This is a genomic window from Streptomyces sp. NPDC002076, from assembly GCF_053593835.1.
Genome location: NZ_JBSFDI010000029.1, coordinates 74,644 through 89,475 on the forward strand (window position 1 = coordinate 74,644; position 14,832 = coordinate 89,475).

Here is a 14,832-nt window from a genome sequence, read left to right on the forward strand (position 1 = left end):
AGCATACTTCACTCTGGCCACCCGACTTGGTCAGCCGACCAATTCAGCTGACCTGTTCATATGACCAAAATCTGGAAGGTGGCCTCGTGCCCGAGAATTACGACACCGACGTCGTCATCGTCGGAGCCGGACTGGCCGGGCTGACCGCCGGCCGCACCCTGCACGCTCAAGGCGTGGACGTACTTGTTCTGGAGGCGCGTGACCGGGTAGGTGGGCGCACCTGCTCCGTGGTCGAGGACGACGGGCGGCTGGTGGAGTACGGCGGGCAGTGGATCGGCCCGACCCAGGACCGGATCAACGCGCTCGTCGAGGAGTTCGGTCTGACGACGTTCACGCAGTACAGCGACGGGGACAACCTGCAACGCACCGAGGACGGCAGACTGCTGCGTTACCACGGGGCAATCCCCACCGGGGACCCGGTGGTGGCCGCGGACCTCATGGAGGCCATGGTCGAGCTGACCGCACTGGCCGCCGAGGTCGGCGCCGAGGCCCCGTGGACCCACCCGCAGGCCGCTGTGCTGGACGCCACCACCGTCGAGAGCTGGATCGGCGCGCAGCCGTACTGCGAGGGCGCCAAGGAGTGGCTGCGCGCGTTCACCCGCGCCCTGTTCCCCGCCGAGCCGGGGGAGGTGTCGCTGCTGCACGCGCTGTTCTACATCGCCTCCGGCGGCGGCGTGGAGCGGATGATCGGGGTCATCAACAGCGCGCAGGAGACCCGTCTCAGCGCCGGAGCGATGGGCGTCTCCCTCGGCCTGGCCGGGGTGCTTGGCGACCGGGTCCGCCTGTCCTGCCCGGTTCACCGGATCGACCAGGACGAAAGTGGTGTCGTCGTGCACCACGAGCAGGGCCGGGTGCGTGCCCGCTACGCCGTCGTCGCCGTCCCGCCGCCGCTGGCCGGCCGGCTGCGCTACAGTCCGGCGCTGCCGGGCCTGCGCGATCAGCTGACCCAGCGGGTGTTCATGGGCTCGGCCATCAAGACCACCGTGGTCTACCCCGAGCCGTTCTGGCGCGCCGACGGCCTGTCCGGGCACAGCACAGGACACAACACGTTGACCTTCGACCAGAGCCACCCGGACCGTGCGGAGGGCGTGCTGGTCAGTTTCACGGACTGCGATGCCGCCCGGCGCGCGCTGCGGATGAGCCCCGAAGAACGGCAGCAGCAGGTCGTGGCCGAACTGGTCTCGGTCTTCGGCCCCAAGGCGGCGCAGCCGATCGCGACCTACGAGAAGGTGTGGCTCGAGGAGGAGTGGTCGCGCGGCTGCTACACCGGGATCCTGAGCCCGGGCACCTGGTCCACGCTGGGCCCGGCGCTGCGCGAGCCGGTCGGCCGGATCCACTGGGCCGGCACCGAGTACGCCACCGTGTGGAGCGGCTACATGGACGGCGCGGTGCGCTCGGGCGAGGAGGCTGCCGCCGCGGTGGCGTCCGAGCTGGACATGGGCGCCGGGCTGAGCGAGTCGGTGGAGGCCGCCCGATGAGCGAGGCGATCCGTGAGAGCGTCGGGGCGGACGAGCTGCTGGACGCGCTGAGCGAGTACGCGACCAAGGCCGGGGCCAGTCCCCGGGTCGGCAAGACGCTCGGCGGCTGGAACTGCCGCATCCACATCCTGGCCACCGACCACGACGCGGCCTTCACCCTGGTGATCTCCGGCGGAAAACCCGCAGCGCCGACGGCCGGCCTGTCCGGCGCGGCCGATCTGGTGGTGCGCGGCCACAGCTTCGACCTGGCCGAGATCTTCTGGGGCGACGCGAACCCGGTGTCCAACTACATGCAAGGAGCGATCCGCACCCAGGGCCGGGCCGAGGACGTCATGCGCCTGGACGCGATGGCGATGTTCGTCTTCCTGGGCCAGTAGCCGACACCGCGCGGCACGGGCTCGGGCCGGGGCGTGGGCCCCACGCCCCGGCTTGCTTGCCCGCCTTCCCGCCGCCCGTCAGCGGGTCGGCCGGGGGCAAGTCCCTTCCGGCGCGGCCGGCCGGGAAGGCCGCGCCACGACACCTTGCGACATCCGTGATCTTGTATCCGAGCATCAGATAGGAACACCATGGCCGAACCTTCGCCGCAGCCGGTGCTGCGGCGGGCGCTGTCGTTCGGCGGCGCCTCCGCGATCTCCACCGGACTGGCGTTCGCCGCGATCAATTTCCTGGGTCTCGCGCAGCTGCTGACCTATGTCAGCGGGCCGACGTCCTGGCTGGCCATCGCCTTTGGCGGTCTGGTCATGCTGGCGGTGCGGTCGGTGTTCGCCGAGCTGAACGGCATGCACCCGACAGCGGCCGGCATCCGGCTGTGGCTTGCCCGCGCCATGCCGGACAAGGCGGCCCTGACCATCACGTTGACCTACATGGTGGCGATCGTGCTGGTGATCGCCGCCGACGCCTACATCATCGGCGAAGCGCTTGCCTACGCCTTCGGCAACGGCCGGCTGATCGCGATCGGCTACGTCGGTGTGCTGCTCCTCCTGGCGACCTGGCTGAACCTGCGCGGGATCAAGCTCGCCGGAGCGGCCGAGCGGATCGTCACCACGGTCGTGGTGCTGGCCACCGTCGCGATCGGCATCGCGGCGATCGCGCACCCGGGCCACCACGCCGCGCTCGGCGCGGGCTCGTCGAGCTCGCCGATCCAGGCGCTGATCCTCGGCATCTTCGTCTACACCGGCTTCGAGTGGGTGACCACCAACGCCGAGGAGGTCACCGAGCCGCGGATCATCCCGCGGGCGATGCTGGTCGCCGTGCTGGTCCTGGCCGCCTCCCAGGCGGTGTTCGCGGTGGCGATGGGCGCCACGCTCGACGGCGCCTCGCTCGGCACCGCCTACCCGCAACTGCTGGTCGCCCAGCAGGCGCTGGGCCGGGCCGGGATGCTGGTGATGCTCGCCGTCACGGCACTGACCGCGGTCAACACCTTCAACGGCGGGTTCGTCACCCTCTCCCGGTTCATGTACGCGGTCGCCCGCGAAGGCAAGCTGCCCCGCCCGCTGACCCGGCTCAACGAGCAGGCGGTGCCGGTGCTCCCGGTGTGGATCCTGGGCGGTGCTTCCCTGGTCCTGGCTGCGGTCGTGGCCGCCACCGGTTCCTTCGCCGTCATCGTCTCTTTGTGCGCGGCTTTGGAGATGGGGGTGTACAGCGCCGCCGGGTACTGCGTGTGGAAGCTGCGGCGCCGCGAGCCCGGCACGCACCGCCCCTACCGGCTGCGCGGCGGCGTGCCTGTGGCAGCCGCGCTCACGGTGGTCTTCGCCCTGATGGGGTTGCTTGCCTCGGTCAGCGTCGGCCCGCAGTTCACCGTGGCCCCGCTGGTGCTGCTGCTGGCCTGTGCCGGGCTGGTGGCGGTGTACGTGTGGACCTACGTACCGCGGCTGGAGCGGCGCGAAGCCGAGGAGCTCGCAGCCCGGCGCGCGGCCCGGGCCGCGGCCCGCGGCGCCGCCCACACCGCCTCGGCCATGCGAGCAGAGATGCCGGAAGCCGAACAGGAGCCGCGGCAGTGAGCACACCACCGGACTTCGGCACCGCCCCGATCGACCAGGTGCTCGGCGTGGCCACGGTCGACCCGCCTGAACGGATCGCGCTGTGGAACGGCTGACGCTGCGGATCACGCGGCCGGCCAAGGACACGCCGACCGCGGCCGCGAAGGCTTACGATCCGGGCCTGCCCCTCGCTGCCGAGGAGCGGACCGACGGTCCCTGGGCGACGGCGCAGAACCCTAGCGCCCTGGTGCTGACCCTGCACCGGATCGCCGCCGGGAAGGAGCCGGTCCCGCCACGGCGCCGTGCATGACAAGGCCGGACGCCTCAGGAGCAGTGTCCTCACGTGGCAGCGTGTTGCACGCGGACGTTCCGCCACTTGGGCGTTCCGGCGCTGCCACACAACCTGCGGGACAGGCGAGCGGCACTGTCGTCGGTGCCCTGCACAAGTCACCTCTTCGAACCGCGCGGGTCCAGCCCGTGGTTGTGGAGCGGATTCATCCAGGAAAGGAACCGCAGGCTGTGTCCACCGCATGGCACTTGGAACTGCGTCGGGAACGCACTCGGTTCATGGAGACCATGAGCGAGCTGACCGACGATGAGTTCAACAACGCGAAAACCCTGTGTGCGGATTGGGCCCCACGGGACGTCCTCGCACATGTGGTCGGCCTGGACCGAATGGCATCCCATTATTTCCGGCCGTCGACACTGACGGTGAACCGGGGAAACGCACGGATGGTTGCGCACGGCAGGACGCTGAGCCGTGCGGAGCTGACCGACCTCGGGTGGAAGGCCGCCGAGGAGCCCTCCGGTCAGGCACAGGCCATGGCATGGCTGCTCACCGGAGACATGGCGATGCATCACCAGGATGTTCTGCGTGGCCTGGGCCGCCACCGCGAGATCCCCGAGACGGTGGCCCGCGCCCTGTTCCGTGAAGGAGTCATCTGGAGCTGGCCGTTCGGCCGCAAGCTCACCCGCTACCGCGTCGTCCCCACAACACCGGGCGGAAGGCCGCGCGGCCGCGGCCGGCTGGTGAGCGGCACCACCGAAGCGTTGAGCATGTGGCTCGCAGGGCGCGAGAGCGTCGCCAACGAGCTCACGTTCCAGTAGGCCAGCGACAAGTGTCCGGCCAGCGGCTGCGCCGTGGTGTGCGCAGTCGTTGGGCCCGTGCCCGCCTGGGCGGCATCACGCTGATCATCTGCGTTCCGTCCTGCCTGGCCCTGCCGGGACTTCCGCACGGTCTCCTCACCGTGCTCCTGCGGCCGGGGTTCGGTCTGGCCGGCGTGATGACCGGCACGCCTTGACGACCGTCGCCGAACTCGCCCCCGGTCGGCGCCGCGGTGGGCGCTGGGCCCTGATGACCACCGCCGGACCGATCGCCCCGGCGCCGACCGGCTCGCTGGCCGACACTCACGGCACCGCCGGCTACCCGAACGCCGTGCGACTCACCGCAGTTCTGTTGCTGCCTGGCGGCACCGCCACCGTCGTCCCGATCGACCCCGCCCGTGACGGGCGCCTTCCGGGCGAGCGAGCCGCCCCAGTTCCTGCCCCACTTGTTCGCACCGCCAAGGAGTGACGTGAACAACACCCCCCTCGACACCGCCGCCCTCGACCGCGCCCTGCTCGAACTGCGGGAGAACGCCGCGTCCTGGGCCGCGGCACCGCTCGCCGAGCGGATCGGCCTGCTGGAGCGGCTGATGCCGCGCATCCGCGACGGAGCCGCCGAGCTGGCCGCGGCCGGCGCCCACGCCAAGGGGTACAGCCCCGACTCCCCCTGGGCCACGGAGGACTGGGCGGGCGGCCCATGGGCGCTGGCCCAGAACGTCAGCGCCCGCCTGCACGTCCTGCGCCGGATCGCCGCCGGCCAGGACCCGCTGCCCACGCGGGCGGTCCACGAACACGGCGGCCGTACCCGGGTGGACGTCTTCCCCGCCACGGGCTGGGACCGGCTGCTGCTCAGTGGCTACTCGGCCCAGGTCCGGATGCCGCCGGGCACCACCGCCGAGCAGGTGCGCGAGCGGGCGGCCGGACAGTACCGCGGCCGTCCGGAGCCGGCCGGGGTGGCGCTGGTGCTGGGCGCGGGCAACGTCGCCGCCCTGACCGCCGTCGACATTCTGCACAAGCTGTACGCCGAGAGTCAGGTCGTCGTCGCCAAGATGAACCCGGTCAACGCCTATCTGCGGCCCCACTTCGAGCGGATCTTCGCCGAGTTCACCGAGCGCGGCTGGCTGCGGTTCGTCGACGGCGGCCCGGCCGAGGGCGCGTACCTCACCACCCACGACGATGTGGACTCCATCCATGTGACCGGCAGCGACCGCACCCACGACGCCATCACGTGGGGCACCGACGACCGGGCCGAACAGCGCCGCCGCGACGACCAGCCGCTGGTCGACAAGCCGTTCACCAGCGAGCTGGGCGGGGTCAGCCCGTGCATTGTGGTGCCGGGAAAGTGGAGCACGGCGGACTTCCGCTTCCAGGCCGAGCACATCGTCACCAGCAAGATGAACAACTCCGGCCACAACTGCATCGCCAGCCAGGTGCTGGTGCTGCCCCGCTCCTGGGCCGGCACCGAGCGGCTGCTCGACGAGATCCGCAAGGTGCTGTGCGAACTGCCCGCCCGCAGCGACTACTACCCCGGCGCCGACCGGAGGCTGGCCGCGGTCCGCGAGGCACATCCGGAGGCCGAGAGCTACGGCGACGGCTGCCGGCTTCTGGTCCCGGACATCGCCGACCACGATGACGTGCTGCTCAGCGGCGAGGTGTTCGCCAGCGCCCTCGGCGTTGTACGCCTGCCCGGCGAGACCCCGGCCGAATTCCTGGGCAGCGCCGTCGACTTCGCCAACGACACCCTCCCCGGCACGCTCGGCGCGACCCTGATCGTCCACCCGGCCACCGAGCGGGCCCACCGGGCCGTGGTGGAGGCGGCCATCGCCGACCTGCGCTACGGCACCCTCGGCGTCAACTGCTGGTCTGCCGTCGGTTTCCTGCTCGGCTACACGCCCTGGGGCGCCTACCCGGGCAACACCCGGCAGGCGATCGGCAGCGGCATCGGCTTCGTCAACAACGCCTTCATGCTGGAGGACGTCGAGAAGACCGTGGTGCGCGCGCCCTTCGCGCCCACCCCGCGCAGCCTGTTCACCGGCTCGCCCTCGCTCTCACCCCGCCCCCCGTACTTCGTCACCAACCGCACCGGGCGCACCACCCTGCGACGCGTCACCGGCTTCACCACCGCACCCCGCATCACCCGACTGCCCCCCGTCTTCGCCTCCGCACTCCGCGGCTGACAGGAAGCGACCCCCCTCATGAACCTCAACTACCTCCTCGTCCGCGCCGCCGCCGAGCACAGCCACCGCCGTGCGGTCGAGCTCGGCGACCAGGGGCTGAGCTACGCCGAGCTGGCCGCTTTCGCCGGTCGTACCACCGCACTCCTCGCCGCCCATGGGGTCGGCCCCGGCGACCGGGTCGGCCTGATGCTGCCCAACCTGTGCGAGTTCCCCGTCCTCTACTACGGCGTGCTGGGCGCCGGTGCCGTCGTGGTGCCGATGAACCCCCTCCTCAAGCCCCGCGAGATCGCCCACCAAGTGCGCGACTCCGGCATGGCGCTGCTCCTGGCCTGGGACGGCGTCGCCGACCAGGCCCGGGCCGGCGTCGACCACACCGGAACCCCGATGGTGCCGATCGTGCCCGGTGGGCTTCAGACGCTGCTGGCCGAGCAACCGGACCCGGCGGCGGCCGTGCCGCGCAGGGACGACGACCTCGCCGTCATCCTGTACACCTCCGGAACCACGGGCGCACCCAAGGGCGCCATGCTCACCCACGCCGGGATGGCCCGCAACGCCGAGATCGGCGGTCGCACCCTGCTCCGGCTCACCCCCGACGACGTGGTGATGGGCTGTCTGCCGCTCTTCCACGCCTTCGGACAGTCCTGCGCCATGAACGCCGCCGTGGCGACGGGTGCCCGGCTCACCCTGCTCGCCCGCTTCGACCCGGGCCAGGCCCTCCGCACCATCGACGAGCGGCGGGTCACCGTCTTCGAGGGCGTGCCGACCATGTACGCCGCCATACTCGCCGAACACGAGCGCGGCACCGAGAAACACGGCACCGGCTCGCTGCGGCTGTGCGCCTCTGGTGGAGCGTCACTCCCGGTGGAGGTCCTCCACGCCTTCGAGGCCGCCTTCGAGTGTCCGGTCCTGGAGGGCTTCGGCATGTCCGAGACCTCCCCGATCGCATCCTTCAACCACCCCGCCCGGCCCCGCAAGCCCGGCTCCGTCGGCACACCCGTCGAGGGCGTCGAGATGTGCCTCCTCGACCCGCAGGACGGTGTCGGCGAGCTCTGCGTCCGCGGGCACAACGTGATGGCCGGTTACTGGAACCGTCCCGAGGCGACCGCCGAGACCATCATCGACGGCTGGCTGCGCACCGGCGACCTGGCCCGCGTCGACGAGGACGGTTACTACTACATCGTCGACCGCAAGAAGGACCTCATCATCCGCGGCGGCTACAACGTCTACCCGCGCGAGATCGAGGAGGTGCTGTACGAGCACCCTGCCGTGGCCGAGGCTGCAGTGATCGGCATACCACACGTCACGCTCGGCGAGGAGGTCGCTGCCGTGGTCGCGCTGCGCCACGGCAGCGCGGCTAGCCCGGACGAGCTGCGGGAGTTCGTCCGCGAGCGGGTGGCGGCGTACAAGTACCCGCGTGAGGTCTGGCTCGTCGACGCTCTGCCCAAGGGCCCCACCGGCAAGATCCTCAAGCGCCAGATCACCGCGCCGGAGAGCCGCTGAACTGAGGCCGGACAACCGGCCAGCGTCCGAGCGCCGCCCCAAGGCGTACGGTCATCGGCCCAGATGCCGATTCAAGGGAGAAGGGGCGCGACCATTCCGTCTGAGACCGCGTACGCACCGTCCGGCACGCAGAGGTGACGCTCCGACAAGTCTGCGGCTGTTCCCGCCAGCGAGGGCTGTGGCTGGCGACGGTACTCGCCATACAGGCCGACGCATCGTTTGGGGACTCGCTGGTCGTCGACCAGGATCGACGACGTGGACGTCGAGGCGGTGTCCGCCGTCTTCGGCACGGTCGAAGTGGTGGCGAGAGGCCGGGCGGCCGGCGCGCCGTGTCCGGACTGCGACCGCTGCTGAGGCCGCTCCCCCCGCAGCCCCAAAACACGGCGCCGGGCCGGTCGGCGATGGCCCGGTCCCGTTCGCTGGTCATGTGCTGATGGATCAGCGCGGCCCGTGAGCTGCTGTGGCCCAACCAGGACCAGGCGGCATTACTGGGCGTGGTCATCCGGGCTGCGTGCTGGTCTGCTGGGGGCAGGCGGTTGAGCTGGTCGTTGCAGGGCGGGCGGGTACCGGGGTCAGGGGTGTGCAGACAGGTGTGGCGACTCCGACGAGTTCAACCAGGCCGTTGCCGCCGGTGGGTGGCAGGAGTTCGGACCAGTTGTTGGCCATCCAGACGTTGCCGGACTGGTCGAGTTGGATGGCGGTGAGGTGCTGGATGGAGTTGCTGCGATAGCCCTGGGACGGCGTCAGCGGGGAGCCGGTGGAGGAGCCGGGCGGGCAGGCGCCGGCGTTCACGCCGCACAAAACGGAGACGGAGGGGGCACCGAAGCCGGCGACCCATACGCGGTCGGCTCCGTCGATGGCCACGGACCAGGGAGCGATGGCGGTCGGCAGTTTGTATACGCCCGCGATCTTTCCGCTCGGCCCGATTTCGGTGACCGAGTTGCTGACGAAACCGGGCACCCAGACGTTGTTCCTGGAGTCGACGGCCAGGCCGAGAGGCCAGTCGAGTGAGTTGTCCTTGATGGGCGAGAACGAGGTCGGCTTGAAGTCGGCTCCGATCACTGTGACGCTCCCACCGACGTGACCCTTGGGTACGCGGCTGTCCAGGAGCTTTGCCCCGTTGAGACGGGCATTGCTGACCCAGGCCCGGCCGTAGCCGTCGATCTGGATGGCGAACGGGTGGTCGAGACCGCCACCCTTGATGGTGATCGCCTTTGCGGGGTCCCCGTGGGGGTAGACGATCACGCTTCCCTGGCCGCGGTTGCCTTTCAGGCCGTAGAAGTTCGCAATCCAGACGTTGCCCTTCTGGTCGACCGCGGTGCCCTGGGGATGGTTCAGGTCGCCATTCTTGAATCCTGTGCCGGGCGACAGCGGCTTCCCTGCCGCTGAGTACTTCGCCATGGCATCGCCGCCGTAGCTGGGCACCCACACGGCGCCGTCGTGGTCGATGGCGATGCCCCAGGCGCCTGCCTTCATGCCGCCGCCGCTGATGGGGCTGTTCAGCGTGGGGTTGCCCACCGGATCCTGCACGGTGACGTAGGGGCTGGGGCTTCGCGTTCCGGGCAGCCAGTTGTTGGAGGCCCAGACGTTGCCCTTGGCGTCGATGGCCATCCGCCCGGGGGCGTAGACGTCGGGGGCGGTGTAGTGCAGGGCCAGGACCCAGGCCGCCGGTGCCGCGGTGAGCGCGGGGGTGTAGGTGTGTGCCCGGCCGGTCAGGGCGTACAGCTTGCCGGTGGCCAGTCGCGGGTTGTGGGCGAGGTTGAGCACGGCTTGCACCGTGTCGACGGGAGTGGTCCCGTTTCGCGGTGTTGCCAGGCGCAGCATGTCCTGGCATCGCCCGGTGTCCGCTCCCGGCGCGCAGAGGGAAACAAGGTTGGCCAAGGTGCCAAGGGTGGCCAGCGTGTCGTTCTTGCTGCCGTTGTTCTGGTCGGTGACGACCTTGCCGGGTCTGCCGGAAGCCGGATCGGCGAGGTTGTAGGACGTGGCTGCGGCGTTTTCCAGGCCAGGGCTCGGCCCGGTGATGCCGTGGGGGTCGGTGAACTGGGCCAGTGCGTAGGAGGCGGCGACGGTAGTGAGTTCGTTGACCGTGACAGCGGACTCGGAGCGTCGGGCGACGCCGCCTCCGGAGCCGAAGCCCACGATGGAACGCAGGCGCAGCGACCGGTTGCCGTGGGGCGTGGCGTCGACGTACAGCACCGAGCCCGTAGGCCGGGTGGACCTGATCTGGAAGGCTCCCTTGGCGTCGGTCATGGCGTGCCCCAGTTTCCGGACGCCTTGCCGGTCTCCGGTGAGGAGAGTGACGTCGGCATGAGACAGCGGTTTTCCCGCGCTGGTGACTGTTCCGTGCAGCACTGTCGGCGTGCTGGGGGGTGTGGCGGCAGGCAGTCCCGTCAGGGCCAGTGCCATGGTGGCCGATGCCGCCAGGGCAGCGACCGGCCGGTGCCGGCAGAGCTTGGCCGGTGCCATGCCGCGCGACGTGTGGGGTGCGACTGTGCGGGGGCAACTCGTAGAGGGAGGCAATGTCAGGACCTCTCGTGATGTCGGCATGGTGCTGAACCCTCACCCGCGCACCGAATACCCGACGCGCTGACGGGTCTCGCTGAGTGTTCGCGGGGGAGGCCGCCCTGTCGCGGCGGGCGCTCGGAACGGCGGTGGTCAGGACACCGGCATATCCGCCCGGTCGGCCCTATGCGTTACCGTCGTCCGCATTGTCCGGGCCGCGCAGCGTGAACCAGCCGATCTTGCGGCCGGCCAGCCAGATCAGGCCCAGGTACAGGTCCGGGCCGACCTGACGGAGCTCGTCGCGCACGCCTCCGAACACCAAGGACGTGTGGGAGTAGTCGATGACGATGCACTCCTGGTCGTCCAGACGGCTGGGACCGGGCCCGACCATGGCGACGATGGACAGGATGTCCATCGCGGTGAGCCGGTTGCTGAGGTAACCGTCCGGGCTGAAGACCTTGCCTCGCCACGCGGTCAGGTTCACGACACTGGCGAGCAGCCACGCTCCCGCACGTCCTGCCACCGGGAAGACCGCCAGACCCTCCATCGGGCCTTTGGGGATCTCACCGGCTGGGCTCTTGCGAAACAGCTCCTCAAGCCGCTGATCGTCGGATTTGAGAAGTTCAGCCTCTGTAGTCATCGCAGCCTTCCTCACCCCGGCACCGCTGCGTTCACGGCCTGGCCTCCGAGCAGCCGGCACGCCAGCCACACGTTTTGGCATGTGATCTGCCGCAGTCTCCATCCTGAACCCCCGAGGCGGGGCTCACCACCGGTGCCGACGGCTGAGGTCCGCGCAATGGTGCATGGCGGAAACCAAGCAACAGCGCCCATCCACCGCAGCCAAGAGGTGTTCAACGCTTGGTCACCGTAGACCGGCGCGCATGGCCGCATGCCGGCGCGAAAGCCACTCCGATACGAGCAATCTGCACGAGCCACAGCAGGCGGCACACGGCGAGGCCCGCTGACCGATGGCCGGAGCCGTCATCGCCGCCGCGGTGCTGACTCTGCTGCTGCCCGACGACCTACGCCCGGGACCCCGCTGGGCGCTCCCTCTTGTCGAAGGACTGCTCCTGGTGGCGCTGATCGCGGCCGATCCGGTTCGAATCAGCCGCCGCTCGGCTGCCATGCGTGTGGTATCGATCGCCCTGGTCAGCGTGCTGGCGTGCGGCGCCATCTGGTCGACCCTCCAGTTGAACGACGACCTCATGCACGGTGGTGCTCCGCCCATGCCCTCCTGAAGGCCGGCGGCAGCGTGTGGGTCTCCACCGTCCTCGCGTTCTCCCTGCTGTACTTCGAGCTCGACAGCGGCGGAGCCGCCGCCCGGGCCCACCACATGCCGACCACCCCCGCTCTCGCCTTTCCCCAACACCTCAGCCCCGAACTGAACGCTACGCACTGGCGCCCCCGTTACATCGACCACCTATACCTCGGATTCACCAACGCCACCGCCCTCAGCCCCACCGACGTCATGCCACTGGCCCCTTGGGCCAAGATCGTCATGACTGTCCAGTCGGTCGTCTCCTTGCTCATCCTCGGACTCGTTGTCGCCCGCGCCGTCAACGTCCTCGCCTGACGACCCGCAGCGGCAAATCACCGCACCGCGAACCGCTACGCCTCGACCGCGAAGCCCGGAGGACCATGACCGATGGGATCACGAGCGTTTGGGCAATGAGGGACGACATCGTTGGTCGGCACGGTCCGCCGATGATGGACCCACGCATCACGCCGTAGTGTCCTGGGGAGCCGGCCTGTTCTCCGTGGCCCTCACCATGTTCTTGGTCCGCTGCCGGTGGTCGCTCCGCCGCTCACGGTCGCCTGTACGGGGCCCCGGCTGAGGGCGCTGGTCGGATTCCTGGCCGCAGGGGCGCAGGCGTGTGTCGGCTGGCACTTCGGCGTGCTGTTCAACCCGATGGCCCCTCAGGCAACCCTTCGAGGCAGGGAGGCCGCACCCGTCCCAGGACGTGCTCCCAGGTGCCGCCGTACCACCACCCGGGCAATACCTGCTCCAGACGCCTCGTATTCTCGGAGCATGGTCGGGGCACAGACACAGAAAGCCGAACGCGGACCGGGGCGGCCGCGGCAGGAGAGGGTCACGGACGACACCCTCGAGGCGGTGATCGAGCTGGTGACCGAGCAGGGCGTGAAAGCGGTGACGATGGACGCCGTGGCTGCGCGCGCCGGGGTGAGCAAGCCCGCCATCTACCGTCGCTGGCCCTCCAAGCAGGCCCTGATCATCGCGGCGGCCGAGTCACGCATCGGCCCGCTGTCGGTGCCGGACCTGGGTGACATCCGGGCCGAGCTGCGCGAGGTGCTGACCGCGCGCTTGGAGGCGTACAGACTGCCGGGTACGGCGCGGCTGCTGACGGAACTCATGGCGGCGGCCGTCGAGGCGGGCCGGGAGAGCGGAGAGTACGTGGACTACACGGACCGGATGATGGCCGAGACGCGTCGCATCCTCCAGCGGGGCATCGCCCGCGGCGAGGTGCGGCCCGATGTCGACATCCGGTCGGCCGCCACGCTGGTGGCGGCGCCGCTGGTGTACCGCCTGCTGGCGGAGCGTGAACTGCCCAACGCACACTTCGTGGAGGATTTGGTGGATCTGGTCGTCCGAGCGGTCGGTCACCCGGGAACCTGACAACAGCAGGCCGGCGGTGGCGGGCTGCGTGCGGACCGTTGCGCCCGTCGTCCAGACAGAACGGTGCAGCGGAGCAGTACGACGATGGTCAGGGGGCCAGGCGCCGAGCGTCGCGGGCCGGGTCGATCAGTGTCACGGCAGCCGTACCGCCCAGCACGAGTAGTACGGCCGCGAGGAGCACGGCGTGCTGGTAGCCGGCTCTGCCCTGGGTGTCGACCAGGTATCCCGTCAGGGCGGGGGCGATCAGGCCGCCCGTCGTGACCACGGCGTTCATCAGGCCGAGGGCGCCACCACGTCGGCGGGCAGGGACGACTTCGGCGACCGTGGTCACCGCGACCGTCGACATCGCCCCGCACAGGCCGAAGCCGACGACCAGGAGCAGCACGGTGACCGGCCCACGTGCCGCCAGCGACAAGGCGCCGCAGCCGAGGGCGGAGACGAGCAGCGTGATGCCGCCGACGCGGCCACGGGCCCACCGGCTGCTCACGCCACGTCGCAGCAGCCATCCGGTCACTCCTGCCTGCACCAGCAGCGCCATGCCGTTGACCGCCCAGATCCCGGCGACCAGGCCGGCGGCGGCGGTGGTCGAGTAGCCCAGGCCGTCGTGCAGGTAGGAGGGCACCCACACCAGTGACAGGGCGATCATCCAGTAGGTGCTGAAATAGCCGATCGTGGCACCGATCCAGGTCCTGGTGGCCAGGATGCGACGGTACGACGGGGCGGGCGAGCTCTCCTTGCCGCCGCTGCCGGAGCAGGCACCGACGCTGTGGGCTTCGGCTTGCGATGCCCTGTCCTTGCCGAAAACGGCCCAGGCCGCCGCCCACGCCACGCCTGCGACGGCGACGACGGCGAAGGCGGAGCGCCAGCCGTGGTGCTGGATCACCCAGGTCAGCCCCGGGGCGGCGAGCACCACACCGAGGGCGATGCCCACGCTGAGCAGAGCGCCGGGAAGGTTGCGCCGCCGGTCCGGGAACCATGCCAGGGCGCTGTGCTGGGCCACCGGGTAGGCGGGCCCCTCCGCTGAACCCAGCACGATCCGCGAGGCGACCAGCGCGACCAGTCCTCCACCGAGGGCCATCGGCAGCTGGGCGATCGACCACAGCAGTGCCATCCCCAGCAGCAGCCACCGTGCCCGCACCCGGTCCGCCAGCAGCCCGCCCATGGCGCCGCAGATCGAGAAGAGCAGGAAGAACGCGCTGTTGGCCAGCCCGAAGCCGGTCGCCGACAGACCCAGGTCATGGCGTATCGGGTCGGCCGCCAGTCCGAGGACGGACTTGTCGGCGAAGTTGACCATCATGAAGACCACCAGCAACCCGGTGACGGTCCAGGCCTGCCGTCGGTGGCCGCGGCTCGTCGGGACGGGCTCGGTGAGCGTGACGGGAGTGAGCTCGGTGTTGGGCACGGGGGCTCCGCGAAGGTAGCTGTTCTCGGGCAGACGTGGTCGGCGTGCAGCGTGG

The 14,832-nt window shown here is 70.4% G+C and carries 15 protein-coding genes; 12 read left to right on the forward strand and 3 right to left on the reverse strand.

Going from position 1 to position 14,832, the window contains the following annotated elements:
• The first annotated feature begins 86 nt into the window (after positions 1 to 86).
• The 9 genes from ACWCQS_RS40255 to ACWCQS_RS40295 all read left to right on the forward strand — a co-directional run bounded on the left by ACWCQS_RS40255 (position 87) and on the right by ACWCQS_RS40295 (position 8,238).
• Positions 87 to 1,478 carry a flavin monoamine oxidase family protein gene (locus tag ACWCQS_RS40255; protein WP_451009089.1) on the forward strand — a complete coding sequence of 464 codons (1,392 nt, stop codon included), beginning with the start codon at positions 87 to 89 and terminating at the stop codon, positions 1,476 to 1,478.
• Positions 1,475 to 1,855, forward strand: a complete 381-nt coding sequence (locus ACWCQS_RS40260) for an SCP2 sterol-binding domain-containing protein (RefSeq protein WP_451009090.1) — start codon at positions 1,475 to 1,477, stop codon at positions 1,853 to 1,855. The genes ACWCQS_RS40255 and ACWCQS_RS40260 overlap by 4 nt, the downstream gene beginning before the upstream one ends.
• A gap of 189 nt (positions 1,856 to 2,044) precedes the next feature.
• Positions 2,045 to 3,478: an APC family permease gene (locus tag ACWCQS_RS40265; RefSeq protein WP_451009091.1), complete on the forward strand. Its 1,434-nt coding sequence runs from the start codon at positions 2,045 to 2,047 to the stop codon at positions 3,476 to 3,478.
• A gap of 82 nt (positions 3,479 to 3,560) precedes the next feature.
• Positions 3,561 to 3,767 carry a hypothetical protein gene (locus tag ACWCQS_RS40270; RefSeq protein WP_451009092.1) on the forward strand — a complete coding sequence of 69 codons (207 nt, stop codon included), beginning with the start codon at positions 3,561 to 3,563 and terminating at the stop codon, positions 3,765 to 3,767.
• Positions 3,764 to 4,564, forward strand: coding sequence for a maleylpyruvate isomerase family mycothiol-dependent enzyme (locus tag ACWCQS_RS40275; RefSeq protein ID WP_451009093.1), 801 nt, complete (start codon positions 3,764 to 3,766; stop codon positions 4,562 to 4,564). The genes ACWCQS_RS40270 and ACWCQS_RS40275 overlap by 4 nt, the downstream gene beginning before the upstream one ends.
• Positions 4,565 to 4,575: 11 nt before the next feature.
• Positions 4,576 to 4,758, forward strand: a complete 183-nt coding sequence (locus ACWCQS_RS40280) for a hypothetical protein (RefSeq protein WP_451009094.1) — start codon at positions 4,576 to 4,578, stop codon at positions 4,756 to 4,758.
• Positions 4,755 to 5,030 (forward strand): hypothetical protein, encoded by a 276-nt coding sequence (locus ACWCQS_RS40285; protein ID WP_451009095.1) that lies wholly within the window; start codon positions 4,755 to 4,757, stop codon positions 5,028 to 5,030. The genes ACWCQS_RS40280 and ACWCQS_RS40285 overlap by 4 nt, the downstream gene beginning before the upstream one ends.
• Before the next feature lies 1 nt (position 5,031).
• On the forward strand, positions 5,032 to 6,738 hold the full coding sequence (locus ACWCQS_RS40290) for an aldehyde dehydrogenase family protein (RefSeq protein WP_451009096.1): 1,707 nt from the start codon (positions 5,032 to 5,034) through the stop codon (positions 6,736 to 6,738).
• Between the two features lie 18 nt (positions 6,739 to 6,756).
• Positions 6,757 to 8,238: a long-chain-fatty-acid--CoA ligase gene (locus ACWCQS_RS40295; RefSeq protein ID WP_451009097.1), complete on the forward strand. Its 1,482-nt coding sequence runs from the start codon at positions 6,757 to 6,759 to the stop codon at positions 8,236 to 8,238.
• Between the two features lie 498 nt (positions 8,239 to 8,736).
• Here the strand turns inward: ACWCQS_RS40295 and ACWCQS_RS40300 are convergent, their stop codons facing one another.
• Together ACWCQS_RS40300 and ACWCQS_RS40305 are read right to left on the reverse strand one after the other, a co-directional pair.
• Positions 8,737 to 10,704, reverse strand: a complete 1,968-nt coding sequence (locus ACWCQS_RS40300; RefSeq protein ID WP_451009098.1) for an NHL repeat-containing protein — start codon at positions 10,702 to 10,704, stop codon at positions 8,737 to 8,739.
• 220 nt (positions 10,705 to 10,924) lie between these two features.
• On the reverse strand, positions 10,925 to 11,380 hold the full coding sequence (locus ACWCQS_RS40305) for a hypothetical protein (protein WP_451009099.1): 456 nt from the start codon (positions 11,378 to 11,380) through the stop codon (positions 10,925 to 10,927).
• A gap of 328 nt (positions 11,381 to 11,708) precedes the next feature.
• On the opposite strand from ACWCQS_RS40305, the gene ACWCQS_RS40310 reads away from it, so the two are divergent.
• From ACWCQS_RS40310 to ACWCQS_RS40320, 3 genes are all read left to right on the forward strand, one after another.
• Positions 11,709 to 11,978 (forward strand): hypothetical protein, encoded by a 270-nt coding sequence (locus ACWCQS_RS40310; protein WP_451009100.1) that lies wholly within the window; start codon positions 11,709 to 11,711, stop codon positions 11,976 to 11,978.
• A 14-nt stretch (positions 11,979 to 11,992) separates the two neighbouring features.
• Complete coding sequence (locus tag ACWCQS_RS40315; protein WP_451009101.1) at positions 11,993 to 12,313, forward strand: hypothetical protein; 321 nt, start codon at positions 11,993 to 11,995, stop codon at positions 12,311 to 12,313.
• A 456-nt stretch (positions 12,314 to 12,769) separates the two neighbouring features.
• Complete coding sequence (locus ACWCQS_RS40320; protein ID WP_451009102.1) at positions 12,770 to 13,375, forward strand: TetR/AcrR family transcriptional regulator; 606 nt, start codon at positions 12,770 to 12,772, stop codon at positions 13,373 to 13,375.
• An 88-nt stretch (positions 13,376 to 13,463) separates the two neighbouring features.
• Here the strand turns inward: ACWCQS_RS40320 and ACWCQS_RS40325 are convergent, their stop codons facing one another.
• Positions 13,464 to 14,777 (reverse strand): MFS transporter, encoded by a 1,314-nt coding sequence (locus ACWCQS_RS40325; RefSeq protein WP_451009103.1) that lies wholly within the window; start codon positions 14,775 to 14,777, stop codon positions 13,464 to 13,466.
• Positions 14,778 to 14,832: the final 55 nt, after the last annotated feature.